General features: G+C 38.6%; 22 protein-coding genes, 3 tRNA genes and 1 other RNA gene. 18 read left to right on the top strand and 8 right to left on the bottom strand.

Annotated elements, in window-relative coordinates:
* Positions 1-432 precede the first annotated feature (432 nt).
* Complete coding sequence (locus ACT6XC_RS07175) at positions 433-1,026, top strand: hypothetical protein (protein ID WP_443741311.1); 594 nt, start codon at positions 433-435, stop codon at positions 1,024-1,026.
* 154 nt (positions 1,027-1,180) lie between these two features.
* On the opposite strand, the gene ACT6XC_RS07170 is transcribed toward ACT6XC_RS07175, so the two are convergent.
* From ACT6XC_RS07170 to ACT6XC_RS07155, 4 genes are all read right to left on the bottom strand, one after another.
* Positions 1,181-3,487: a pectinesterase family protein gene (locus ACT6XC_RS07170; protein WP_443741310.1), complete on the bottom strand. Its 2,307-nt coding sequence runs from the start codon at positions 3,485-3,487 to the stop codon at positions 1,181-1,183.
* 166 nt (positions 3,488-3,653) lie between these two features.
* Entirely contained in the window at positions 3,654-5,225 is a 1,572-nt protein-coding gene (locus ACT6XC_RS07165) for a tripartite tricarboxylate transporter permease (protein ID WP_443741309.1), read from the bottom strand.
* 11 nt (positions 5,226-5,236) lie between these two features.
* The gene (locus tag ACT6XC_RS07160) at positions 5,237-5,704 is read right to left on the bottom strand and encodes a tripartite tricarboxylate transporter TctB family protein (RefSeq protein WP_443738072.1); all 468 of its coding nucleotides are present in this window, start codon (positions 5,702-5,704) and stop codon (positions 5,237-5,239) included.
* Between the two features lie 131 nt (positions 5,705-5,835).
* Positions 5,836-6,795, bottom strand: coding sequence for a tripartite tricarboxylate transporter substrate binding protein (locus tag ACT6XC_RS07155; protein WP_443741308.1), 960 nt, complete (start codon positions 6,793-6,795; stop codon positions 5,836-5,838).
* Between the two features lie 377 nt (positions 6,796-7,172).
* Here ACT6XC_RS07155 and ACT6XC_RS07150 point away from each other — a divergent pair, with 377 nt between their 5' ends.
* From ACT6XC_RS07150 to ACT6XC_RS07135, 4 genes are all read left to right on the top strand, one after another.
* Positions 7,173-7,307 carry a hypothetical protein gene (locus tag ACT6XC_RS07150; RefSeq protein ID WP_443738070.1) on the top strand — a complete coding sequence of 45 codons (135 nt, stop codon included), beginning with the start codon at positions 7,173-7,175 and terminating at the stop codon, positions 7,305-7,307.
* 158 nt (positions 7,308-7,465) lie between these two features.
* Entirely contained in the window at positions 7,466-8,386 is a 921-nt protein-coding gene (pyrB, locus tag ACT6XC_RS07145; protein WP_443738069.1) for an aspartate carbamoyltransferase, read from the top strand.
* Positions 8,386-8,820: an aspartate carbamoyltransferase regulatory subunit gene (locus ACT6XC_RS07140; protein WP_443738068.1), complete on the top strand. Its 435-nt coding sequence runs from the start codon at positions 8,386-8,388 to the stop codon at positions 8,818-8,820. Before pyrB ends, ACT6XC_RS07140 begins: the two co-directional genes overlap by 1 nt.
* Positions 8,821-8,841: 21 nt before the next feature.
* The gene (locus ACT6XC_RS07135; RefSeq protein ID WP_443741307.1) at positions 8,842-10,269 is read left to right on the top strand and encodes a dihydroorotase; all 1,428 of its coding nucleotides are present in this window, start codon (positions 8,842-8,844) and stop codon (positions 10,267-10,269) included.
* 176 nt (positions 10,270-10,445) lie between these two features.
* Here the strand turns inward: ACT6XC_RS07135 and ffs are convergent.
* Positions 10,446-10,541: signal recognition particle sRNA small type (gene ffs / locus ACT6XC_RS07130), an RNA gene on the bottom strand.
* Between the two features lie 200 nt (positions 10,542-10,741).
* Between ffs and ACT6XC_RS07125 the strand changes: the two genes are divergently transcribed.
* Positions 10,742-11,728: a TRAP transporter substrate-binding protein gene (locus ACT6XC_RS07125; protein ID WP_443738066.1), complete on the top strand. Its 987-nt coding sequence runs from the start codon at positions 10,742-10,744 to the stop codon at positions 11,726-11,728.
* 76 nt (positions 11,729-11,804) lie between these two features.
* Here the strand turns inward: ACT6XC_RS07125 and ACT6XC_RS07120 are convergent, their stop codons facing one another.
* Positions 11,805-13,862 carry a methyl-accepting chemotaxis protein gene (locus ACT6XC_RS07120; protein ID WP_443741306.1) on the bottom strand — a complete coding sequence of 686 codons (2,058 nt, stop codon included), beginning with the start codon at positions 13,860-13,862 and terminating at the stop codon, positions 11,805-11,807.
* 274 nt (positions 13,863-14,136) lie between these two features.
* On the opposite strand from ACT6XC_RS07120, the gene ACT6XC_RS07115 reads away from it, so the two are divergent.
* From ACT6XC_RS07115 to ACT6XC_RS07105, 3 genes are read left to right on the top strand one after another with little or no spacing between them, the layout of a single operon-like run.
* Positions 14,137-15,207, top strand: a complete 1,071-nt coding sequence (locus ACT6XC_RS07115; RefSeq protein ID WP_443738064.1) for a DUF2804 family protein — start codon at positions 14,137-14,139, stop codon at positions 15,205-15,207.
* Between the two features lie 2 nt (positions 15,208-15,209).
* The gene (locus ACT6XC_RS07110) at positions 15,210-17,279 is read left to right on the top strand and encodes a hypothetical protein (protein ID WP_443741305.1); all 2,070 of its coding nucleotides are present in this window, start codon (positions 15,210-15,212) and stop codon (positions 17,277-17,279) included.
* Between the two features lie 40 nt (positions 17,280-17,319).
* The gene (locus ACT6XC_RS07105) at positions 17,320-17,733 is read left to right on the top strand and encodes an EamA family transporter (RefSeq protein ID WP_443741304.1); all 414 of its coding nucleotides are present in this window, start codon (positions 17,320-17,322) and stop codon (positions 17,731-17,733) included.
* Positions 17,734-17,836: 103 nt separating this feature from the next.
* Here ACT6XC_RS07105 and ACT6XC_RS07100 read toward each other — a convergent pair whose 3' ends face one another.
* A complete protein-coding gene (locus ACT6XC_RS07100; protein ID WP_443738061.1) occupies positions 17,837-18,442 on the bottom strand; it encodes a DUF308 domain-containing protein in 606 nt (201 codons plus the stop codon).
* A gap of 212 nt (positions 18,443-18,654) precedes the next feature.
* On the opposite strand from ACT6XC_RS07100, the gene ACT6XC_RS07095 reads away from it, so the two are divergent.
* From ACT6XC_RS07095 to ACT6XC_RS07070, 6 genes are all read left to right on the top strand, one after another.
* Positions 18,655-18,739: transfer RNA gene (locus ACT6XC_RS07095), tRNA-Ser, on the top strand.
* An 18-nt stretch (positions 18,740-18,757) separates the two neighbouring features.
* Positions 18,758-18,842, top strand: a tRNA-Ser gene (locus tag ACT6XC_RS07090).
* Between the two features lie 39 nt (positions 18,843-18,881).
* Positions 18,882-18,956 (top strand) — tRNA-Arg (locus ACT6XC_RS07085).
* Between the two features lie 266 nt (positions 18,957-19,222).
* Positions 19,223-19,867, top strand: coding sequence for a YkgJ family cysteine cluster protein (locus tag ACT6XC_RS07080; RefSeq protein ID WP_443741303.1), 645 nt, complete (start codon positions 19,223-19,225; stop codon positions 19,865-19,867).
* A gap of 150 nt (positions 19,868-20,017) precedes the next feature.
* Complete coding sequence (locus ACT6XC_RS07075; RefSeq protein ID WP_288517012.1) at positions 20,018-20,260, top strand: DUF5348 domain-containing protein; 243 nt, start codon at positions 20,018-20,020, stop codon at positions 20,258-20,260.
* Positions 20,261-20,296: 36 nt separating this feature from the next.
* Entirely contained in the window at positions 20,297-21,679 is a 1,383-nt protein-coding gene (locus tag ACT6XC_RS07070) for an MATE family efflux transporter (RefSeq protein WP_443741302.1), read from the top strand.
* Between the two features lies 1 nt (position 21,680).
* On the opposite strand, the gene ACT6XC_RS07065 is transcribed toward ACT6XC_RS07070, so the two are convergent.
* The gene (locus tag ACT6XC_RS07065) at positions 21,681-22,022 is read right to left on the bottom strand and encodes a phenylpyruvate tautomerase MIF-related protein (RefSeq protein ID WP_443738058.1); all 342 of its coding nucleotides are present in this window, start codon (positions 22,020-22,022) and stop codon (positions 21,681-21,683) included.
* A 131-nt stretch (positions 22,023-22,153) separates the two neighbouring features.
* Here ACT6XC_RS07065 and udp point away from each other — a divergent pair, with 131 nt between their 5' ends.
* From udp to ACT6XC_RS07050, 3 genes are all read left to right on the top strand, one after another.
* Complete coding sequence (gene udp, locus ACT6XC_RS07060; protein ID WP_443738057.1) at positions 22,154-22,942, top strand: uridine phosphorylase; 789 nt, start codon at positions 22,154-22,156, stop codon at positions 22,940-22,942.
* Complete coding sequence (locus ACT6XC_RS07055) at positions 22,943-23,734, top strand: tRNA1(Val) (adenine(37)-N6)-methyltransferase (RefSeq protein WP_443741301.1); 792 nt, start codon at positions 22,943-22,945, stop codon at positions 23,732-23,734. It begins immediately after the preceding gene.
* Between the two features lie 151 nt (positions 23,735-23,885).
* A complete protein-coding gene (locus ACT6XC_RS07050) occupies positions 23,886-25,610 on the top strand; it encodes an EAL domain-containing protein (protein WP_443738055.1) in 1,725 nt (574 codons plus the stop codon).
* The last annotated feature ends 55 nt before the right edge of the window (positions 25,611-25,665 follow it).

The following is a 25,665-nucleotide window of genomic DNA, read 5'->3' as shown; positions in this document are numbered from 1 at the left end:
GCCTTATAATGCTCATGTGCCACGAGGAAAGCATCCACGAAGTAATCGCCTTCCCTAAAAACAATCTTGCAATGTCGCCGATGGACGATTGCCCAAGTTTTGTTGAGCAGAAACAGCTGGATGAGTTGCATATTCAGTGTGTTGAAAAAGAAAAATAAAATGTTATGAATAAAAAGCGGAGTGTAAAAGCCCCGCTTTTTTGTTTTTTTGCGGAAGAATTAGTTTTTTCACAAAAAATACGACAAAATCTGCCTTTTGCGGAACGAGGAAGTCTACAAAATTTTCGTTTTTAAGGACGGACAGGGATTCCTGCTGGATTTTCAAAGCCAGTGCGAAAATAAATAACCTTATTTTCTCTTTTTTGATTTTTATTTTGTTGTTAAAATGCTTTGTCGGATTTTGTATTTTTATTTTGACTTTTTGGGAGATATTATGAAAAAAGTGAATAAAATTTTTGGTTTTGCGGCTGTTTTGCTTTGCGGATTGTTTTTTGCAGGTTGCTCGGAAGAGGATTCAAAGGTTTTGGACGATTTGACAGGCCCTTCTGATACTTGGTGCACCATGCCTGTAACTTACGCTTCTGAAAACGGCTCTGCTAGTACAACGCTGAATGTCAGTTTTTATTATGCTTCAAAAGAAGTAAAACCGAATGGGCTTTCGACAGGATTGCGTTCTGATATTGAATCTATTCCTGAAGGCTCTATTTCTGTTCTTGTAACTCTTGGTTCTGTAGAAACAAATTTTCTTCTTAAAACTCTTGCCAAAACACAATATCTTTTTAAGAGCTTTGGTTCTGTTAGCGAATTAACTTCTGAGTCCAATACTCCTTATGAATATTCGAATATGAAACTTTTTTGGAAAGCGATTTATCTTAAAAATCGTGATGAATTAAGCAAAGATCAAAATAAAGGAATTCCTGCGCAGTTGCAAAGCTCTACACAAACTGCTTATTCAAGTGTTTCTAATTTAGAAAATTTTAGCTGGAAAAGGCTTCTTGCGACTTATCTTTTGAATAACTTGGAGTAGTTTACAAAAGACTGTTTTTTTGTTTGGTTTGAACAGAATTCTTAGCCCAGACTGTAGCCCCGTAGTCTCAGGCTTTTAGCCTGAGATGGAGCTGTGCGGAAGGGCGAAAGGCTGGAGGAGTGCGTAGATTGCGCTCCTCTTTTTTTTTGCAAAATTACTTTGCTGCCCGGCCGTTTATGATTACGGTTCCGATTGTCGGTGATTTTCCTGTCGGAATTGGAATGTCGCCTGTGCCGTTGAGTCCGTAAAGAATTACGCGGATTGTTACAGTTTCGCCTTTTTCGGCTATTACTGTCGGGTAAGCGCGGTAGCTTTTCTTTGTGTTGCGTACCTGACGGTCGGTGTCATCGGCTATGTTGCCCTTGTTTCCGTTTTTGAGCCACATTATCTGGCAGGCCATGTTGCTTGTTCCGTGATTTCCGTAAGAAACTTCAATGTTTGTTATTTCAATTTTTCTGTTTGCTGTAATCGGGAAGTCGATGTAAACTTTGTCGCGTCCTTTGACTGGTTCGCTGTAATCGCCAAAACTGAGCGCGCCCTTTGCAATGTCAGAGGTGATTTTGCCTGAATTGTAAGTCCAGTTTCCTTTTGAAGGAATTGCTTTTGAAACGCTTGCAACTGAAGTGTCGTCACTTTTTCCTTCGAGCGTCGTTGATGCGGTTTCGCTGTTGAGCCAGGTTGCCGAGAATGCGCCTTCTTCTGGTTTTAAGATTTTAAGATCTGCTTCGCCTTTTACGCCGTTCTGGTCTTTTGAAGTTGCAATTACTTTGATTACGCAGTCTTCTTTTACAGATTTTGCTGTCAAATAACCGTTTGGATCGATTTCGGCTGCGTCTGGATCAGAAACTGACCAAGTGTATTCGTCGTTTGTCGGGTTCTGCGGTGTTAGAACTGCGCTCATCTGCATTGTTTTTTTGCCCTGAAGCTGTTTGCGGTTTTTGTAGGTATTTACCTTGATTGCTGTTACCGGGCGGAATGTCAAACTGTCGTCCGGCAGAATTTCGATTTTTGTGATGTAGGTTTTTGTGTCTGCCGTTATTGAAAGTTCGCTGTTATTTTCGTAAACAACGTAAGATTTTGAAAGAGTTGAATCGGTTGTGCCGTTGCTAAAATAGTAAGAAACAGGTCCCTGTTTTCCAGCTTTGATTGTTCCTGTTCCGAGATTGTAGCCTGTAACTTTTACAATTGCCTTTGTTGAAAGTGGAATTGTAATTGAATCGCCAACATTTCCCTCAACGTGAGATTTGCCTTCTTCTTTTGCAAATCCGTTGAATTTTAGAGCGGAATTGTCTGTTGTGCCGTCAAATGCGTAAATTGTTTTTTTGTCCTGTTCGCCTTTTGAAAGTGCGGAAGACTTGTCTTTTGAAACTTTCCAGCCAGATTTTGCAGCAAGTGAATTGAGATCCCATTCTGTGTCGCTGTCTTTTCTGTATTTGTTGCTCAAAATATCAAAATAGCGGTTTACGATTGCATTGCGACCGTTAAATTCGTTTTTAACGTCTGCTTTTGGAATAATGTCGGCGCGATTTTTTGTGTTGAGTTTAAGGCTTTTTGCAGTTTTGCTGTCCATTTTCCAGCCGATTACATTCTGTGGAACTCCTGGCGCAGTCAAAGGCTGTTCCAGCCAGATTTCTTTTTCGATTCCGTCTGCCTTTGTGTTTATGTAGGCAATCTGGTTGTAATAGCCAGCTCTCCACGGTGTACGGCCTAAGTATGTTTTTTGACGAGGGTCTGTTATGATCTTTGAATTGTAGATTACAAGACCTTTGCCTGCTGTAGGACCAATTTGCATACGAGGTGCTCCGACATAGGCGATTTTTGTAGTGTGTTTTTCGTCGTAAACTGCGTTGATTTCGCATTCTTCAAAAAGGGCGACTTTTCCTGTTGTTTCCATCCAGATAAAGTCAGTGTCGCCTTCTACATAGCAGTTGTAGAACCAGGTTTTTCCGGTCGTGCGCAATGTGTCCTGATGAGAAAGGAATGAACAGTTATAAGCGGCGACAAATCCGCTTCCGTCGTATCCGAGGGTTTCTGCCTGTGTGTTTGAACCTTTTACAGAACCGCGTTCAAAAGTATTCTGAACGGTAAGATTTTCGAGAATAAGGTTTCCGGTTCCTTCAAATTCGATAATGCAACGTTTTTTTTGTGCGCCGTCTGCGCGTTTGTTAAGACAGATATCGCCGTCATTTGCTTCGGAAATGATTACGTCTTTTCCGTATTTTTCTGTTGTCTGACCAGACAGTTTGATTGTTGCCGGTCCGTTGTAATAAATAACTTCTTTGTAAGTTCCCTTTGGCAGGCTGATTGTGTATTCTCCGTCGTCTTTTACAGAATCGATTGCCGCCTGAATTGTGTCGAAAGAAGCATCTGCCCCTTTTCCGGAAATTGTTACTTTAGGAGCGGCATTTGCAGCAAAGAATGCTCCCGCAGTAAGCAATACCGCAGTCAATTTTTTTAACATGAATTCCTCCGTTTTTAAAATTCATTTAAAGTCTGGAATTTTTTAAATTTTGTTTTGAATTTGAAAGACGGATTTTTGGCAGTCTGAATACCTGTTTATAAAAATATTCAAAACTGTCAAAAAACCGACAATCGGTTTTCAAAAAAATTATAATTCCACTTCTAATTTAAACACTTGTGCCGTTTGTGTCATCAGCCTGAGAAGACCCAATTCTTTTTGCAATCTTTTTTTGGTTCAAAACCGCTGCAATAATTGAGAAAACTGCGAGTGCAAAGAAAATAATACAGATTGGGCGGGTAAAAATCTGCATAAAGTTTCCATCGACAATCTGCATATAGCGCCTGATGTTTGATTCTGACATTGGTCCCAAAATAAGGGCAAGGAGAATCGGAGACAGGTTGAATTCATATTTTTGCATAAGGTAACCGATTACGCCCATTGCAATTGCAAAATAAACGTCGAACATACTCTGGTTGATTGAGTAAGAACCAACAAGGGAAAGAACGAGAATACAAGGAATTAAAATGTAACGCTGGATATTGATGACTTTAGAAAAGAGATTTACGCCCAGCATTCCGATTATAAGGAAGGCAAGGTTTGCCGCTATCAAGGCACCAAAAACTGCGTAAACGACATCGAGATGTTCAACATACATCATAGGTCCCGGTTGGAATCCGTGCATAATAAATGCGCCCATCAAAACCGCCGTGTTCGAGTCTCCAGGAACACCGAGCGCAAGCATTGGAATCATTGCGCCACCAGAACAGCCGTTGTTTGCAGATTCCGCAGCCGCAATTCCTTCAGGTGCTCCGTGTCCAAATTTTTCAGGATGTTTAGAACTTCTTTTTGCTTCGCTGTACGAAACAAATGCCGAAATATCGCCGCCTGCTCCAGGAATTGCACCGATAAAAGTTCCTATTAAACCGCCTTTGAGCATGTGTGGCCAGATTGCCTTAAAGTCTTCTTTGCTTGGAACTACGTTTTTGATTACAGAACGCAGATAATTTCCGATTGCATTTCCGGCCTTGTAAGCGCTTATATTTTTTGGAGCGGGGTTGCCTTTTAGAAGATGTTCAAAATTGGCAAGAACTTCGCTGATTGCAAAAAGTCCGATTAAGGCAGGAATAAAAGGAATTCCGTCGTAGAATCCAGGAAGGTTTATAAAGCGAATGTAACCGCAGGTTTTGTCGATTCCAACGCAGCAGATTAAAAGTCCAAAAATTGCCGTAATCAAGCCTTTTAAAATCGACTTTCCAGAAATTGAAACAATAACGCTCAAACCAAAGACTGCCAGTGCAAAGAATTCTGCCGGGCCAAACCTTAAAGCCATTTTAGAAATTGTCGGAGAAAGGAAAGTCATAATGACTGCGCCGATAATTCCGCCACAGAAAGAAGAAAAAAGCGAAAGTGTTAAAGCCCTAGCGCTCTGACCTTTTTGGCTCATTGGAAAACCTTCGAGAACCGTTGCCGCGGCAGAAGGAGTTCCCGGGGTGTGAATCAAGATTGCCGAAATTGAACCGCCGTACATTCCGCCACAGAAAATCCCCAAAAGCATTGCAACGCCAGGAATAAATTCAAGTCCATAAGTAAACGGAACAAGAAGCGCAATTCCCATAGTTGCGGTAAGACCCGGAATACAGCCGATTAAAATTCCGCCGGCCGCACCTAAAAAAGTATATAGTATGGTAGAAAGCGAGAAAACTTGTCCAAACGCCGAAGAAATTAAAGAAAAATCCATCTTTCCACCTCCTAGAATAATCCGTCAAGAAAGCCCATAGGCATTTCAATCTGAAGAAGAAATTTGAATGCGCAGAAAATCACAAGGTCTGCACAGACAGCGACAATCGCCATAGTAAGATAATTTCTCTGTCCAAGAATCAGCATCATTGCAAAAAGCGCGAGCGGTGTGGCAAGCAAAAAGCCGATTACGTTCCACAGCAGTGCATAAACGACAATTACCGCAAGGGCAAGAATACACTTTTGTATGTCTTTGTTAAGCGGATTGATTGTAGGCGCTTTTTTGCCGTCATCTTTTTTCAGGATATTTGTAATAAGAAGAATCAGACAGCAGATAAAAAGCGCAATACAGAGAATACGTGGAAAAAATTCCGGACCGACAGGAACGTTAGTAAATTTTTTGAATGTAAGAGTTTTAAGGAATGCAGCCAAAGAGAAGAGCATTCCAATTATTGCCGAAACAATGTTGGCTATTCTCATGTTTTTGTCTCCAGTAAAAAAAAGGCTATCCAAAGCAGTTCTTGCGGCAAAATCCTCTGCGCAAATATTTTGACAGAAAATCTTACCGCTGGTTCAAACTTTTTGGACAGCCCAAAATATTTAGTTAGAAGCTAGTTTGTAAGTCCAAGATGCTTCATTGTAGCGCCAGTGCCTTCGTAGTTGTTTTTAAGGTAAGTTGCAAAAACTTCAGAATCCATGTAAGTAACGTTCTGGTTCAGGTTTTTAGCTGTTTTGATGAAGTTTTCATCTTTCATAGCCTTTGTGAAAGCGTCAAAAAGAACAGCTTTGATTTCTGCAGGAACTCCCTTTGGAAGTCCAATTCCGCGCCAAGTACCAAATTCAACGTCATAACCACATTCTTTCATTGTTGGAATGTTTGGATAAGCCTCTGGACGTTTTGAATCCATAATTGCAAGAACTTTTACGTTTCCAGCATCGAGCTGAGATTTTACTTCTGCAAGAGAAACAGAAACTGCTTCGATATGACCGCCGGCAACAGCAGTTACAGCACCAGCAGCGCCTTCAAAAGGAACGTGTTTTACGTCGATTCCTGCTTCAGAGGCAAAAAGTCCGGCTGCAATGTGCCATACAGAGCCTGGAGCAGAGTTTCCGATATTTACTTTTCCAGGGTGAGCTTTGCAGTAGTCAACAAATTCTGCAAGAGTATTGTATGGAGCGTCAGCTTTTACAGTGATTGTAGCAGCGTCAGTGTTTACCATAATGAGCGGATCATAAGCTTCGTAAGTAAAATCCTGAAGTCCCTGCCATGGGTTTGAATTCAACTCAAAAGTAATCATACCGAGAGTGTAGCCGTCCGGTTTTGCATCTTTTATTGCGCGATAACCGATAGAGCCGGCGCCGCCAGTTTTATTTTCAACAGTTATTGTCGTTCCAAGATATTTTTCGGCAGTAGAACAAACAGCGCGAAGAATTGCGTCAGTTCCTCCACCAGCGCCCCATGGACAAATCATAGTAACGCCTTTTTTTGGATATGCGGTGTTTTTTTCTTTACAACCTGTAGCACTAAACAAAACCAAGGCTGCTGTTGCAGCAAGCAAAATTTTTTTCATCTGTATATTCCTCCTCAAGAACAAATCAATATTTAGATGACTTTTAAATGATATATGAGGATTTTTTACAAGTCAAAATTTTAATCCGTAACTTTTAGTTATTGGAAAGTCTTCCATAAATGCGGACGGAATTTTGCCGTCTAACCAGCTTTCCGCAGTTCCGCTTCCGCTTCATCCGCCAAAGGCGGACGCTACGCGCTGCTACAATCTGGCGTAGATTTTTTCTTTCAGAAAAATAATAAAATGTTATGTTTGTATAAAAAAGTTCGTTTTTTTTATGTTTTTTTACGGATTAGTGCTAAAATACAGTTATAAAAGTTAAAAAAGTTTTCGAGAGTGTTGACAAAATTCAGAAGCGCGGGAGGAATCGCTCTTTTATGGAACCTTTTGTAACGGTAGAAAACATTTCTGAATCGGATTTTTTAAAGCTTCAAAGCATTGGTTGGGTTCTTGTCAGCGTAGACAACGCCCCGACTGATAATTTGATTTACAGTTTTAAGAAGGAACGCTAACAGATAAAAAGTTTTAACATAAGCCTGGTTTTTAGTTTTCAAAATCAGGCTTTTTTTATGAGTTTGTGAGCGGTTAAGCGGAAAATTTATTTTAAAAAAATTTTGTAAGCGATTTGTTTTCTATTGGTAAAAATTTTTCGTTGTGGTAAACTCAAATCATGCTTAAAGGTCTAAGTTTAATTCAGCCAAACGATTTGACTGTTTCAGAAATTGACGAGATTTGTACTCTCGCCGAACAGATTATTGTTGATCCATCATCTTTTCAGGACGTGTGTCGCGGGAAAATTCTTGCGACACTTTTTTTTGAGCCAAGCACTAGAACGCGCTTGAGTTTTGAAGCGGCCATGCTGCATTTGGGCGGAACTGTCGAAGGTTTTAGCGACGCTTCCAACAGTTCAACTTCAAAAGGCGAAACTTTAGCGGACACGATTCGCGTTGTAAGCTCTTATGTTGATGTAATTGCAATGCGAAGTCCAAAAGAAGGCGCGGCTCTTCTGGCGAGCAAATTTTCAGAATGCCCGATTATCAATGCCGGCGACGGCGGACATTATCATCCGACGCAAACTTTAACCGACCTTGTGACGATTCGTGCGTTAAAAGGCGGTTTTGAAGGACACACGATCGGTTTTTGCGGCGACTTGAAATTTGGACGAACCGTTCATTCTCTGACAGAAGCAATGTGCCGTTATAAAAATGTAAAATTCGTCTTTATAAGCCCGGAAGAATTAAAAATCCCTGACTGGGTTTCTAATTTTTTGGACGAAGCTAATATTCCTTATTCGACCGCAAGCCGCTTGGAAGATGTAATCGGTGAGCTTGATATTCTTTACATGACCCGGGTTCAAAAGGAACGCTTTTTTAACGAACAGGATTACCTGCGCTTAAAGGACAGTTATATCCTCGACAAGGCAAAAATGGAGCTTGCCCGAAAAGATATGATTGTTTTGCATCCGCTTCCACGCGTAAACGAAATTTCACCAGAAGTTGACTCTGATCCGCGCGCTGCCTACTTTAAGCAGGTAAAATATGGAATGTATGCGAGAATGGCTCTTATTGCAAAAATTCTGGGGGTTCTGTAATGCTTAATGTTGATACAATCAAAAACGGTCTTGTAATCGACCACATAAAGGCTGGCTGTGGTCCGCAAATTTTTCACTGGCTTGGACTTGATAAGGCGAGTTTTACAAGCGCGCTTATTATGAATGTTCCGAGTAAAAAGGCTGAAAGAAAAGATATAATTAAAATCGACAATATCATCAATATTGATTTTTCGGTTTTGGGTTTTATAGATCCAAATATTTGCGTTAATATAATAAAAGACGAAAAAATAGTTCGCAAAATCAGAATGGAACTTCCAGACCGTGTAGAAAACGTTATAAAATGTAAAAACCCGCGCTGTATAACAATGACAGAACATTATGTTCCTCAGGTTTTTATTCTTGCTGACAGAAAAAAGGCAACTTACCGCTGCGAATACTGTGACGCTTTCTATACCGCAGGAAAAATCGAATAATTTTTAACTAAGGAAAATAAAATGGACTCCAAAATACTGATTATTTACAATGCAATTTTAGTAGATTCTTCGATAGAAAATCCCGGACTTGTTGTTGTAAAAAACGGCAAAATCTGCGGAGTTTTTCTTGGCGAAATCAAAGATTCAGAAACGGCTCTTGTCATAGCTACTTCTGTTTTGCCAGAAATTAAGGGAAATCCTGTTTTTTTTGACGCAAAAGGACTTGTTTTGATGCCGTCATTCGTTGATATGCACGTGCATTTTCGTTATCCAGGACAGACGCAAAAAGAAGACCTTGATTCTGGTTTAAGGGCTGCTGCGGCAGGAGGCTTTGGAACAGTTGTAACAATGCCAAATACTGCGCCTGTTGTTTCCAGCGCAAAACTTGCCCGTCAGATAATGAGCGAGGCGTCAGAAAAAAAACTTGCGCGTGTTTTTCAGACTGTAAGTATTACAAAAAATTTTGAAGGCGAGGATATTTCTGAAATTCAAAATCTTTCAGTTGAAGAATTTCCTGTAATCAGCGAAGACGGACGCGAAGTTGCAAATTCTGCTGTTATGCTTGAAGGAATGAAGGCTGCCGGAAAAAACAGCATAATCGTTAGCTGCCACTGCGAAGATCCTTTCCTGGCTGCTGCTGCAAGACCGTATCGTCAGCGTGCCTTAAAATTTATGGAAAACTACAATATTCCTGCCGGCAAGGTAAATGTAGTAACGCAGAATGTTCCAGATTCCGTAAATTTTGAAATTGACGGCTGTCTGACGGCGGCAAACCAGCTTTTGGCTCTTGCGGAAGATACAGCGACAGAGCGGAATATCGAAATTGCAAAAACTGCCGGCTGCCATATTCACGTTTGCCACTGTTCCACAGCAATCAGCATGGACGCTGTAAGACGCGCAAAGGCCATCAAAAAAGAAGGAAAAACTTCAGCAGACTTTGAATGTACTGTCGAGGTAACACCTCATCATATCGGACTTGTTGGCACTGATTCTCCATATCTTCGTGCACTCGTAAATCCGCCTCTCCGAAGTGAAGAAGACCGTTCTGCCCTTATTGCCGCAATAAAAGACGGAACTGTCGATGTAATTTCGACAGACCATGCGCCTCATACTCAGCAGGACAAAGCCGCTGGAAGTCCCGGTTTTACAGGACTTGAGACTTCGTTCGCTGTATGCAATACGGTTCTTGTAAAACGCGAAGGTTTAAGTTTGTGCCGTTTGAGCCAGCTTATGTCTGAAAATCCTTCAAAACTTCTAAAACTCAATTCTGGAAAACTTGCCCCAGGTTACGAAGCGAATCTTGTTCTTGTGGATCCAGATGAGCAGTGGACGGTTTGTTCAGAAAAATTCCAGAGTAAAGGAAAATCAACGCCGTTTGAAGGTCAAAAACTTATTGGACGCGTTCATAAGACTTTTTATCTGGGAAATCAGGTTTATTCGCTGAATTAAAAATTAGAAAAACTGGAGCACAAAGTTCTTAAAAAAAAAGATATACGTTTTTTGTTCCAGTTGTTTTTGCTACCTGCTTTGCGCAGTTCCGCATTCGCTTCATTGTGCAATAAAATTGCACAACACTTCGTGCTGCTCCAATCAGGGCTGGAAACTTTTGTGCAAAAATGAAAAGAAAAAGCCAGGATGTCTATACACAAGGCTGCAAAAAGTGTGCTGCTGGGTTCCCCCTCTGACACGGTGCTTAAAGCAGACTTTGTTAGATCCTGGCAATACAAAGAATTTATCATATCAGAACATAAAAATCAACACGCAGTCTGTTTTATTTTTTATTCAATCTTTTATACCAATATAGCAAAAATTTTCTTGTCAAAAACTTAGTTTTAACATTCATATTTTTAGATTTTTTTTATAATTTCTTAAAATAGTGATATAATTTAATAATCTTAGAACTTATTTAAGGAGTACATGTATGAAGAAAACAATTCTTGCAGCCCTTATGGCTGGTTCATTTATTGCAAGTGCTTTTTCTGCAACTGTAATAAAGCTAGGTTACTCGACAGGTTCATCTGATCCTCGCGCTGTAGCTTCAAAGTTGTTTAAGGAAGAAGTTGAAAAAAATTCTAAAGGGAGCATTACTGTTGAACTTTATGACAGTTTAAAACTTCCAACAATTGGTATGAAGGCTTCGGACACAAACCTTATAGAAAGTATTATCAACAGAGGTCCTGTTGATATGACAGTATCAAGCGCTGGAAATTTCGGTGTTTATGCTACAAATGTAGGTGTTTCTGCTTTGCCGTTCCTTTTTACAGATTTTGAAAAAGCATGGAAATTCATGGATAGCGATATTGTAAAAGGCGTTAATAAAGAACTTGAATCATCTAACATTGTAGTTCTTGCTCATTATGACAACGGTTTCCGCTGTGTTACAACAACAAGCCGCCCGGTGACAAAAGTTGCAGATATGAAAGGCCTTAAAATCAGAACTCCTGCAAACCAGATTGTAATGGAAACAATGGTAGCTTTGGGTGCTCGTCCAGAACCTCTTGATTTTGGAAAATTGCCAGCCGCATTAAAAGCAGGCCAGTTTGATTCTCAGGAAAACCCGATTCCTGTAATTTACAACAACAAGCTTTATCAGGTTCAGAAATATCTTGCAATTACAAACCACAGTTACGATGCAATGCCTCTCGTAATCAAAAAAGATGTCTGGAACAAGCTTTCTGCTGGTGAAAAGAAAGTTATTCAGGATGCTGCAATCAAAGCACAGAACCGTAACAGAGCTCTTGTAAAAGAACAGACAAACAGCCTTGTTGCAAGCCTTAAAAAAGAAGGAATGGTTGTAACAAGCCCAGACCTTGGCGAATTCAAAAAGGCTACACAGAGCGTATTTGAAATCTTCTCTGAAATTTACGGAAAAGACCTTATGAACAAGGTTATTGCATTTACAAAATAAAACAAATGCAATAATTAAAAAAAAGAGCGGGCATTGGAATCAACGCCCGCTCTTTTTTTTGCTGTTTATGATTGACTTAAACCTTGAACTGTCCGAGCTGTCTGCTCATAGTTCCAATGTTGTCTTTTGTGCTTTCTGCAAGGGTAGAAACGTTTTGTGTAGCTTCGCCAATCTGCTGCATTCCGACAGTCATTTCGTCCATGCTGCCGAGAATTGTTGTTGAGATTTGAGAAACGTTGTTCATATCTCTTAAAACGTTTGCAATTCCGCCCTTCATATCGTCTGCCTTTTTGTTTACTTCACCAGACTGGTCGCGCATTCTTGCCAAAAATTCGAATATCTGCTTTGAAGCAGTCTGTTGTTCTTCCATTGCACCGTCAATTTCTTGAATTATCGAATCTGTTGAATTCAATTTTGAAACAATCGCTTCAAAGGCTGTGCTTGATTCGTGAGAAAGCTCAACAACTTCCTGGATTGAATTGGAAATTCCCTTTAATTCGGAAGAAATTGTCTTTGTCTGTGCGCTTGAAGTTTCTGCCAGTTTTCTGATTTCTTCTGCAACAACGCTAAAGCCTTTTCCTGCTTCTCCTGCGTGCGCTGCTTCGATTGCGGCGTTCATTGCAAGCAGGTTTGTTTCTGAAGCAATTTGAGAAATAATTCTATTTGCCTGAATCAAAGTTTTTGACTGTTCTGCAATCTGAGTGACTTTTTTGTCAACGCTTGTAAGTTTTGAACTTCCATCGCCGACAGTCGTTGAGAGTTCTGCAAAACTGTCAGCCATTTTTCCTGCGGAAGTTGTTACCGTCGAAATATTTCCGAGCATTTCTTCAATTGCGGCAGATGACTGTGCAATTCCGGCTGCTTGACTTTCAATCAGTTCCGAAAGCTTGTCGACTGTTTCCGAAGATGAATCCAAAACCGAAGATGTGTTTATAACAGAATCGGCCTGGTTTTTTGACTGTTTTCGTACGCTTTCAATATTTGCAAGAATTTCAGATGCGGCAGAAGCTGAACCCTGCGCGCTTTGTTCAAGACTTTCACTTGCTTCGTTAAGCGCATTTTGAGAAAGATTCAAATCCTGAATGATTTTTTGAAGCATTTCGACAAACTTATTTACATCCGAAGCGAGTCCGGAAAATTCATCGTTTCCTTTAACAGGAATCCTTACTGTCAAATCGGCATCTCCAGAAGAAAGGTTTTTGACTGCTTTTCTGACTTTTTCGAGAGGGTTTATCATTTTTTTGTAAATTGCAAATGAAAGAACTGCAAGAAGGATTACGGAGAATAAAACAATTGCGCCGATTAACGAGCGGAAAATTGAACCGGAAAGACTTTTTGCAATATCCAGGGTTTTTCCTATAAAGAGGGTGGTTAAAAAGTTTCCGTCATCGTCATAAAACGGAAAGTAATAAGAAATGTAGTGATGTCCCTTAAAAGTTGATTTCAAAGTAACTGGTTTTCCGTTTTTTACAGACTCAAACAGTTCTTCATCATCAAGAGTTGTTCCTGCCATTTCGTTCAGAGAGGTTACGTGTCGGGTGTTTCCGTCAAAAATTGTAAAATCGCAGTCGCTGGAAGAAGCAGCCTTTTTAACGATATCTTCGGTCGAAACTGGAGTTCTTATTTCAACGGCACCAAAAATCATATCTTCTGATTTTAAAGGAAGAATAACGGTTGCATAAATGTCCGCCCCGTCTTTTTCGAATTTTGCAACTTCTTTTCCATTCAAAACTTCACGGATAATGGCCGTTTTTGGTACGACACCGTACTTTGGACTGGAAACCTGCATTCCAAAACTATTAAAAAATACAATATTTTTTGCACCGTAATATTCTCTTGCGCCAATGGCAAAACTGTTCATGATTGTTCTGTCAAAACCGTATTCTGGATATATTGTTGCATACGCGAGCTGGATATTTGCAGCTGTTGACTGAGCCTGTTCCAAAGTAAAGTTCATTTCTTTGATAAGAGCTTTTGATTGGTTTTTAATTTCGCTGGTAAAATAAGAAACGATTCCGCTCGAAAGCCGGTTGTTTACTACAAAGACTACGATGGTTGCGTAAAGGACAACCCCGATTGCAAGCAGAACTGTGATAAATTTTGCAGCAGATTTTTGTTTTGTTGTGTTTTTCATAATAGGAAGCCTCATCAAAATATTATAACTTGAGAAAGCTTTATATTCAAAGTTAAAAAAAGTTCTTTTTTTGTTTTTGATAAATAATACAGAGTTTACAACATTTAATTATCAGAGAAATTATTTAATGACCAAAAAAATGACTCTGTGGAAGATATATAAAAAAACATAGTAAACAGATTTTGAAAACAATTTTAATAATTCTTCTGCAAAAAAAACAGTTTTTTTATGCTTCTATTTGCAATTATCCAATGTGCTGATATATAATTACAGAATGTATTTTAGGCAAATGCTTGAACCGCCTCCCGCGCTTGTAAAAAATGGACACGCGCTTTTCGGAACTTTTGCGGGGCATGTTTCTCAACTAGACATTCGTGGATTGCACTCGCCGTTCGGCGGGGTTCCTCTTCCCATATTTATTTCAAATTTTCGTATAAAAAGTTCACTTTTTTTTAATTTTAATGCCGGACCTTATCAGGGATTAATCAGTTTTTTTGACAATAAAATGTTTGGTCTTGTAGAAATTGATTTATGGAATAAAGAAAATGGTCGCAAATATGTTTACAGAAATTTGATGGGACCAAGGCACCGTTTTATTCCTCATAATCTTGAACAGGGATTTTGCGCAAGTTTTAATCCGCGTCGTTATGTGCGAATCAGCTGGGATCACAAACGCGATAGAATTTCGATAATTTTTAATCTAAAGGGAACTTCTGGAAGTCCTTCTGTCCAGGCGGCTTTAACTGGACATTTTTCTGACCCTGCTTCTAACGAGGTTACTCAGTGCGTCCCTTTAAAATCCAGACGGCGCTGTTGTGCAACTTACATAACTTCGCAAAAATTGCGTGGAACTCTTACAATCGGCAAAACAAAAAAATCTGCTGGACAGGTTATAAATGTCGAAAACGAAACCTCTGTTTTTTCGATAAAGCGTGCGTATTACGGTTACAGAACTCAGGAACAAAAAATTTTTGCTTCTGGGGATTTTAAGGGAAGAAGCATTTCTTTTGTATTGAATAATTCTTTGGACTCTGTTTCTCTTCAGGAAGCTGTAAATCAGAATGTTTTGATGGTCGATGGAAACTGCACGACTCTTCCGCCTGTAAAAATGACACAGCCTTTTGGTGTAAACAAAAAGTGGATAATTCAAGATACAGAAAATATGGTGGACTTGACTTTTGTTCCGGTTTCTAAAATTTACCGGGAACTGAGCCTTTTTGCTTTTAAAATCGTAGTTTTAAACCTTTATGGAAAATTTGAAGGTGTTTTTAAGACAAAAGACGGAGAAGATATAACTGTAAGCGGTTTTGGCGGACTCGCCAGAGAGCAGTTGTTGAGGGTTTGAAAATGAGCGATGAGTTTGGTCAGAAAAAAGTCGAACAGGCTTGGGAGCCTGGAACACTCGATGCGACAAGAAGAGCTATAGGTCCAATCGACAGGGAAGAAGCCGTCAGAATGACAAAACTTCTTGGTGGCGAAATTTTGCAGGAAAAATCAGCACCGATTGATTATTCTGCATTTCCTAAAAAAGAAAGGCATTATTCGCACAGGGCAAATGGACGTTCGGCGGCGGATGTCGCTTCTTTGTCGGCAAATAATTCCCTGACAAAAAATTCAAATTCATCTTCAGAACAAAAAAAAGGTGACAAATACGGCTATGTTCCAAAAACGGCCCGAAAAAGAGAAGAGAACGGACTTCCAGAAATTGCTTCAAAAGAACGCAACTTAATGGATAAACTGATGATGAGCGAAGATTATAAAATTAAGCCGAATTTTGGAATCTTTAATTTTGTCCGCTACCTTAAAAAGAATGGAACTGAACTTCTTCGACCAGGCTATATTTCTTACGATTTGCAAAATCATCTTGATCATTATCAAAGTTTTATAACGACAGTAAAATCTTTAATTCAAATAAGCCCGGAAACTTATAAGTCAAAAATTGTCAGCAGTCAGAATGCAAAATTCAAATTTTTGAGGACTGTTGGTGGCTGGACAATGAAAAATTTAAAGCTTTTGACACTAGACGTTCAGGAACATCCAGAAGAAGTTACAGTTGCAATGATGCAGCCGATTGTAAAGACTGTTTACAAGGATTTAGTTAAAATTTATTACATTGGCGAAAACGCAATTCCACGCTTTTTTAAGGAAATTTACAGCGATTTGATGAAGTATCCAAATTCGGATCAAAAAAAGTTGATTATGCTTTCTAAGCAGGGAATTACCGAATGGCTTTATGTTTACACCCAGATTATAAAGGGAATGTATCCGCTTTTAATGCGGATGTGCAGCCCGAAATTTGAATATTTTCCGGCATTTTTTACAGAGGAAACGGCAAATGTTCTTTCTTTTCTCGGAATTTCTAAATTCGACATAATTCTTCCAGAAAAAAAAGAGGATATAAAGGTGGCTCAGCAAAAGGCGGAGCAGGAACGCAAGCAAAAGGAAGAAGAACGCAAAAAAAACAATCCGGAACTTCAGCGCGGAAAGCATACAGAAATCGTAGATGCTGGAATAAAACTTCTTGAGAGACTTTTTCCAGATGCCGGTTTTTCGAGGCTTGATTCAATGCCAGACTTGTATCCGTATTTTCAGCCGATTTATGAATTTCGTGACGGTTACAATCTTTTAAGTCCGCAAAATCCAATGCAGGTTGTTGTTACGCTTTTGAGAATTATAGAAGATTTGCTTCAAGGCTGTCGAAATATTGTTTTTACAGAAGAAGATGACGGAACTCAGATTAAGTCAAAGAAAAGGACGGACAAACTTTCAGTTGCCCTTAACGAATGGACAGTTTATCGCGAAGAGCTTTTTGAAAAAAAATACTGCGAACAACTTTGTGATTTTGTAAACCAGCAGTATTCTCAGAGCGATTTTAAAAATTCACTTTTTGGAAAAAAACTTTTAACTTCGATTTTATGGCAGACGAAATATAACTTTTTGCCGCATTTTGAATTTGAACAGCTTTTGCTTGAAAAACCTGCAAATGACGACAAGTATATTCCGCTTTGTCTGCGGACTGATTTTTTACGTCAAAACCTGACCTCACTTTCCAAGGAAATCGATAAGCAGGCTGGAACAAAAGGTCCTGTTTTAGGAATTTCAAACCCTTGGGAAAAATACGAATTCGATATTCCAAATCCGGTTTCAAAAAGGCTCGATGTTCTTTTAGGCAGAAAATCTCAGGGCGAAAGCGCTGCGACAAATGCTAATTTGATAAAATATGCAATGTGCCTTGTTAGCGTTCTCGATTGGTGGATTAACAATGTTGAAAGTCCTGCATATTCTGGCAGTTCGGAAAATATTTACAGAATTTCTGAAAAAGACGGCGGTCCTGCTTTTAGTGTGCCTGTGCGTGATGACCAAAACAGACTTTTTGCAGAAAGCATAAAAAATCTTCAAAAATCAAGCAAAAACTGAAACAATTGAACTAAAAAAATCAATTCAATATATTTTTTGTATGTGGATTTTATTTGCAGTCGGCTCATCAGTTTTTGCCGCCTTAACTTCGATTCTTGCAAAGGTTGGAATTGAAGGTGTAAGTTCAAACCTTGCAACTGCCATAAGAACATTTGTTGTGCTTTTGATGGCATGGGGAATGGTCTTTTTGACGCACTCTCAAAACGGCATTTTTAATATTGGAAAGCGCAGCTGGATTTTTTTGATTTTATCTGGACTTGCAACTGGAGCGTCCTGGCTTTGTTATTACAAGGCTTTGCAAATTGGGGATGCGTCAAAAGTTGTTCCAATCGATAAAATGAGCACTGTTTTGACTTTAATTCTTGCTTTTGTATTTTTACACGAGCAGTTTACTTTAAAATCGCTGGTAGGCTCAATTCTTCTTGCTGCAGGAACTCTTGTAATGGTTTTATAGATTTTTTATTTTATGAAGAATTGTGAATTGTTAAAATCTTTTTGAAACAAAAAAAAACAGTCCAAGTTGCCATTTTTATGTCAGTCTTGGACTGTTTTTATAACTAGATATTTTCGCTGTTTTCGTCAGAATCAGTTTTTTCTGAATCGTCAGGATTTTCGATTACGACAGAATCTGGAACAACGGTGATTGGACGGTTTCTCCACTGCAAAAATGCGCTGAAAACGCCTGCAAAGATTAAGAGCGCACCGCAGATTCCCACGATTATGCCTCCTGCCGTTTTTGAAGGAATGATAAAAAGTGCAATTGCAAGAATTACAAGAACTATGGTTTCGATTAAAGACTGTTTTATCATAATGCCGTTGCGGTGAAGTTTTAAAATTCCATAAACTTCAAGTCCTGCAGAAACGAGCAGGTATCCGCCAAGTACGTATGCCATGATTTTCCATACGATTGCCGCTGTTACAATTGGCAGAATAACAGCAACAGTTCCTACGACAATGCTTAAAATTCCGCGGATAGTCATCATAAGACGATAATCTGGATCCAAAACAAGATTTCTGGTTGCAACCATTATAAAAACACCGTCAATAACAGAAGCAATTCCAAGCATAATTACTGCAAAGGCAATAAAAGTCTGCGGACTGAGCAACATTAAAAGTCCAATAACAGCAACTAAAATCGATAATACAAATTTATTTTTATCCATAGTTTAAAATATAATCATACAGTCGGCTTTTAGTCTATAAAAAATCGGATTAAACTAAAAATTGTCATGCTTATTTTGAAAAAATAAGATTTTGATTACGATTTTCTTTATTTTGATTCAATATATCTAAAAAATTCTTTAAAAATTAAAAAAAATGCTTTTGTGTGCTTGACACAAATATTAAAAAAATATATCTTAATAGAGCATCAACTGGAGCGATGGCCGAGCGGTCGAAGGCGGCGGTCTTGAAAACCGTTATACAGCAATGTATCGGGGGTTCGAATCCCTCTCGCTCCGTTTATTTTGATGACGCCTGGAGGCGTGGTAGAGCGGTAATACAACGGATTGCTAATCCGTCAGTTCCTTACGGGCTGGGCAGGTTCAACTCCTGTCGCCTCCGAGAAACGAACGCTTCCTTCAAAGTGTTGTTAAACTGTTTGAGATTGTAGCTCAGTTGGATTAGAGCGCCACCCTGCGGAGGTGGAGGTCGCACGTTCGAATCGTGTCAGTCTCACGAAGATTGCACCGGTCAAAAGACCGGTTTTTTTTATGCCCATCTTTGTTTTTTGCAGTTTTTTACTCAATTGACTCTGAAAAATTCGCAATAAATAAAATGTTCTTTGCTTGATATTTTTTATTTTTTTTCTTGAAAAACTTTTTTCGTTTCGCTAATATTCCTGCATAAATTTATTTAATTTGGCAAAGAAGCCGTAAAAATTTTGTAATGAGCAATTATTCTGCTTGTTACAGCATTTTTACGGCTTTTTTTATGGGCAAAAAATGATGGTTGAAAAAATTTTGAATCAACTGAAAGGAACAAACGAAGCGGAAATTATTTTGCAGATGGAAAATGCGTACGATAAGATTACCAGTGAACAAAATAAATGGTACGAAAAATCATCTTTTACCTGTACGAGCGGTTGCGGTGAATGTTGCCGAAATTTTGAGCCGGATTTGCTTGAATGTGAAGTTCTGTACATGGCGGCCTGGATTATGGAAAATCAGCCAGAAATTGTAAATGAAATTGTAGAGGGAAACTTTCCTTTTGAAAAAAACAAGGGCTGTCCGTTTTGGGATGAAAATAATTCATATCATTGTACGATTTACGGCGGTCGTTCCTGCATTTGCCGTCTGTTTGGCGGTTGTGGAAGCCGCTCTAAAAACGGCAAGGTTATGTTTAAGCCGTGCAAATTTTACCCGACAGAAAAGTTGTCTCAGTTTAAAACTCCTCTTGCGCATAAAAATTATATGCAGGAAGAAATTTTGAATATTTTTGGAACTGTTCCGCCTGTTATGAGTGATTTAATGGAAGAAGTTGAGAATTTAAATCCGCAGGTTAAACGGACAAAACTGATTCGCGACAGTCTTCCCGAAACCGTCCGCCGTCTAAAATGGATTATTTCGATGAACGATCAGGCTCAGTGACGGTTTTGGTTTTTAATTTGAATTTAATTCATTGTTGTTTCTTCTCTTAATTATACGTTTTAAGTTTGAGACAGGTTCGTTTTCTATTTCCAAAAGCTGTTATTTTTTATATCCTGTGTACAGTTGTTTAGAAAAATATCTGGAGTTTTTATGGAAAAAAAGGAAGGAATTCTGGTTTTTAACGAATTTGACGGAAAATTTGCAATTGCCAAGGACGAACAGAGTTTTCCTTTTACAAACATTGAATTTGGCGACAATTTTGAAGTAAAGATTGGCGATGAATGGGTTTTGACAAGTTTGCAAATTTCAAACGACGAAAAAGGTAATCTGGTCTTTAAACTTAAAGGAATAGATTACGAAGGCGACTTAACTGGTTTTGATGCCAGAATATAACATCGCATTTTTTAGGTTTTATTAAATTTTTTAACTATGACATTTTTAAATTCTTCTAATTCTCTCAAAAAAAATCACCTTAAGGGTTTTTATAAAATTCTCTTTTCAATCGCAATTCCGATTATTTTGCAGAACCTTTTGCAGACTTTTGTCAATATGATGGATACTGTAATGGTTGGACGGCTTGGTTCTGTCGAAATTGCTGCTGTTGGATTAGGAAACCAGATTTTCTTTATTTTAAATATGGTTGTTTTTGGCGTTTCTTCCGGCTGTTCAATCTTTATTTCGCAGTTTTGGGGACAGGAAGATTTTAAAGGAATCCGCAAGACTTTTGGAATTATGTTGATTGTCTGCGTTTTCGTTTCGCTGGCTTTTACTGTCGCTGGAATTTTTAAGCCTGAATTTTTAATCGGGCTTTACACAAAAGATTCTGTTGTTATTCAAAAAGCTTCTGAATATCTTAGAATTGTTGCCCTGAGTTATCCGCTAATGGCTGTCTCGTTTGCTTGCCAAATGGCGTACCGCAGCACAGAGCATGTAATTCTTCCAATGACGACAACAGCAATTTCTTTTGTTTTGAACGTTGCTGGAAACGCAATTTTTATTTTTGGTGTTGAAAGTCTTGGAATTCCTCAAATGGGAGTTGCCGGTGCTGCTCTTGCAACTTTGCTTTCCAGAACTGTTGAATTTTTTATTACGGTTTTTTACGGCCGTATAAAGAAATTTGAGGCGATTGGTTCTTTTAAGGAAATGACTTCCTTTTCAAAAGGTTTTCTGCTTAAACTATTAAAAGTCGGTTTGCCAGTAATTTTTAGCGAAACTTTGTGGGGACTTGGAATTTCCACTCAGAATTCAATTTTTGCTCATACTGGAACTGATTCTTTTGCGGCGTTCAGCATTACAAACACGATTAGCCAGTTAACCTGGGTTGTTTTTATTGGAATGGGAAATGCCGCGGCGATTATTCTTGGTAAAAAAATTGGTGCTGGCGAAAAAGAAAGTGTGATTGCATTTACGCACAGATTTTGCTGGTTTTTCCCGATTTTGGGATTTATAATCGGTCTTTTTTTAATTCCTCTAAGCTATTTAATTCCATTTATCTTTAACGTTGATGAGCATATTGTAAAAATTGCACAATCCATGCTCATTGCTCTCGTATTTTTGTATCCGTGGCGAGCTTTTAATATGCTTTTAATTGTCGGAATTTGCCGTTCGGGCGGAGATACAATTTTTGGAACTTTGATTGATAACGGCTGGATGTGGGCTTTTGCAATTCCTCTTGGTTACATTGCTTCGTTTAAGCTTGGTCTGCAACCTTACCAGATTTTGCTTTGTCTGGAAACCGAACAGATTTTAAAAACTGTCTGCGGAATCTGGAGAATAAAATCTGGTAAATGGCTGCATAAAATTACTGACTAGTTTAGAAATTTCCGCTGTTCCAACCCCAGTTTTTGTAGCCACTGTAGGTGATGTAGATTTTGTCGCCGGGAATTCCTAGTTCTTTTTCAAAAATTTCGCAAATTTTACCGCTCATTTTTGAACTTGACTGCGCATCTACATCGCCCAAAACTTCGACAGAAATAAAAGCTCCTTTTTCGAGTTTTTTTCCGCCAAAATAAAGGTCATAGTTGTCTTCAAAACCGAGCATAAGGTAGCTTTCTGGTTTTCCGAGAATTGCAACGGCTTTTCCGAGTTCTGCTTTTAAAATATCGCGTTTTTCTTGTGGAAGAGAAACTGTCACTTTTGAATTTATCATTGGCATAAATATACCTCCTGTTTTTTGTTAGTACGCACATTGTATTTTAATTTTTGGCGAAAAATCAACTGAATATGTTATAATGTGAATGCTTATGTGGATTTTGCATGGCGATATTTATTTTAAGAGGAAATTTTATGGTTGATTATGCCGAAGGTTCTGGAAAACAGTACCATACAGGTGTCGGACCTGAAGATATTGGAAAATATGTGATTCTCCCAGGCGATCCTAAGCGGTGTGCAAAGATTGCTTCTCATTTTGACGAGCCTCATCTTGTTGCAGATGTGCGCGAATATACGACTTATACAGGAACACTCGAAGGCGTAAAAGTGAGTGTCACTTCGACGGGAATTGGCGGTCCTTCTGCGGCTATTGCAATTGAAGAACTTTCAAAATGTGGAGCGCATACTTTTTTAAGAACAGGTACCTGTGGTGGAATGCAGGAAAACATTTTGAGTGGCGACATTGTAATTGCAACTGGAGCAATAAGAATGGAAGGCACAAGTCGCGAATTTGCTCCGATTGAGTATCCGGCAGTTCCAGACATTGAATGTGTAAATGCGCTGATTAAGGCTGCAAAGGACAAAAATATTTCTTATCACGCAGGTGTTGTTCAGTGCAAGGATTCGTTTTTTGGGCAGCATGAGCCTGAAGTTATGCCTGTAAGCTATGAACTTGAAAATAAATGGCAAGCCTGGCTTAGAATGGGCTGTCTTGCAAGCGAAATGGAAAGCGCCGCTCTCTTTATTGCAGGAAGTTTTTTGCGGGTAAGGGTTGGTTCGTGCTTTTTGGTTGTTGCAAATCAGGAAAGGGCAAAAAAAGGACTGCCAAATCCGCAGGTTCACGATACAGAACTTTCTGTTAGTGTTGCTGTTGAAGGGTTACGAAATCTTATAAAAGAAGATTTGAAAAAAAACGGAAAATAAATGGCAGAACGACTGGATAAACTTCATTTGGACGGATATTCAATTCTTCAGGATAAAAAAAAGTTCTGCTATGGAGTTGATGCCGTTCTTTTGGCGGATTTTGCCTTAAAAAATACAAAAAACAGAATTAAGAGTTTTGAGGCGAATAAGGATTTTTTGTTTATTGACCTTGGAACTGGAAACGGAATAATTCCAATTCTTCTTGCTGCAAAAACCGGCGCGCGTGTAAAAATTCAGGGAATTGAAATTCAGGCGGAAATTGCAGAAATGGCTTACCGTTCTGTAAAAATAAATTCGCTTGAAGAACGGATTGAAATCCTGGAAGGTGATATAAAAAAAATTCCTCAAACCTTAAAAGGTGGCTTTGCGCAGGCAGTCGTTTCTAATCCGCCGTACATGATTGTTTCTCAGGGGCGGCAAAGCGATAATTTTGCAAAAATGGTTGCCCGCCAGGAAATTTTGTGCTGTCTTGAAGATGTTGTTCGTGCCGCAGATTTTTTGCTTGAAGACGGTGGAAGCTTTTTTATGATTCATCGTGCCAGAAGACTGAAGGATATTTTTTTTGAACTTGAAAAATTCGACTTTAAAAATATTTTTTGGCAGAGCGTAAAACCTTTTAAAGAAAAAGACGCGACAATGGTTTTGATTATGGCAAAAAAAAATCTGGCGCAAAAAAACAAAACCGAAGTTTTTGAGGGTGATGAAAAAGTTCAGCTTGAAGATTTGATAATTTATGACGAAGAAGGAAAATATACTCAAAAAATTTTAGAAATTTATGGCCGAAAATCTTAAAACGAAATTAAAAATTGAAATTTTTGTTGATTTTGGAGTTTTCCGTAAAAGCTTTATAAAATTCTGTCAAAAAAAATGAAAAATAAACGCAAAATTAGCGAAAAAAAATAAATTATGATTTATAATTAATCTGTTATTTTTTTGGAGTTTTATGTTGGTTAAGAATTTTAAAGATATTTCATTCAGTTCGTTTGAATCTCTTGTTGATATTTTGAGCGACTGCACGGATTCGTTTTTGTTTTTGCTTGATGTAAAAAATAATTCGGTCTTTATTTCTGAACAGGCTGGTGCAATCTTTGATCTTCCCGGCAAAAAATTTCATCATGCAACCGATATTTTGCTACGGCTTGTTGCAAAAGAAGACCAAAGCCTTTTTTCTAAAGAACTGGACGAGGTAATTTCTGGAAAAAAAGACAATTTTAATTTAAATTATCGCGCTTTGACAAAAAGTCATAATTCAACTTGGATAAATTTGCGTGGAAAAATAGTTTGCTTTGGAGAAGAAAAAAAATCAATTTTGGTTGGAAGGATTGAAATTATCGACGATATTATTCAGCTTGACGATGTTTCTAAACTTCCTACAGAGGTTCAACTCAGAAAAGATTTTGACAAAGCCTACAAACAGAAAGAAAAACTCAGCGGATTTATTATGAAAATCGATGTTGACAAAATGGGTGAAATAAATGAACGGCATGGAACTCGTGTCGGAGATTTTATTCTTTCGATGATTTCTGATTCTATTAAACGCAGCATAAAAAACTTTGGAGTTGCATACAAAATAAACAGCGATGAATTTATCTGCATGAATTTGAAAGGTGCGACTGCTGTTGATGCGAGTTTGTTTTACCAAAATTTAAAACGTTCCCTTGCAGAAGCCGAACGGCGGATTGATTATGAAGAAGTTTTTACGGTTTCTGCTGGCGCAGTTGCGTTTTTTAAAGACAGCGTGCAATTTGACGACCTGTTAAAAAAAGCAAATTTTACGGTTTCTATGGCAAAAGAAAAGGGCGGAAACAACCTTGCCATGTTCAACGCTACAGATTATTCAAAACATCAGCGCGACTTAAAACTGCAGGAAAAACTGCGTCTTGCAATAAAAAATAATTACGAAGGATTTCAGATTTTTTATCAGCCAGTCGTGGACGCAAAAAACATTTATCTGGACAGCGATAAAACAATTACAAACGTGATTGGCGCTGAAGGGTTGATGCGCTATTCCTGTCCTGAATTCGGTGTTGTTTCGCCAGAAGAGTTTATTCCGATTCTTGAAAAAACGGGACTTATAATTCCTGTTAGCCGATGGCTTTTTTTAACGGGCTTTAAGCAGTGCTACGAATGGAATAAAGTTCAAAAAGATTTCCATTTAAGTTTGAACCTTTCGTATATTCAAGTAAAAAAAAGCGACGTTTTGACAGATGTTCAAATGGCTTTGATGGATTCTGGCGTAAAACCAGAAAATATTACGCTTGAACTGACAGAAAGCGGTTATATGGACGATATTCATGAACTGGAAAATTTAGTTCACAAGTTTAATAAACTCGGTTTAAGGGTTGATATCGATGATTTCGGAACTGGATATTCAAATTTGCGCTATTTGCAGTATCTTAACGCTTATACCTTAAAACTCGACTATTCATTTGTTCACAAGGCGACTGGTGGAGATCAGGGCGACAGTTATGTTATAAAGCATATTACGCAGATGGCACATGAATTGAACTTGAAAGTTTGTATGGAAGGAATTGAAGTTGCCGAAGATATTGATAAACTAAAAGTTTACGAGCCAGATAAATTCCAGGGATTTTATTTTGGACGACCTTGTACAGCCGAGCAGTTCCGGGAAAAATATATTCGTTCTGATGTTCGTTTTGATAGATAAATAAAAAATGGTGGCAAAATAAAGGTTTGCGGATTAAGATAGAAATCTGTCCGCA

This window comes from Treponema berlinense, from assembly GCF_052273165.1.
GTDB lineage: Bacteria > Spirochaetota > Spirochaetia > Treponematales > Treponemataceae > Treponema_D > Treponema_D berlinense_A.
The sequence above is the reverse complement of the archived record's forward strand: the minus strand, read 5'-3'. Positions and strand labels throughout refer to the sequence as shown.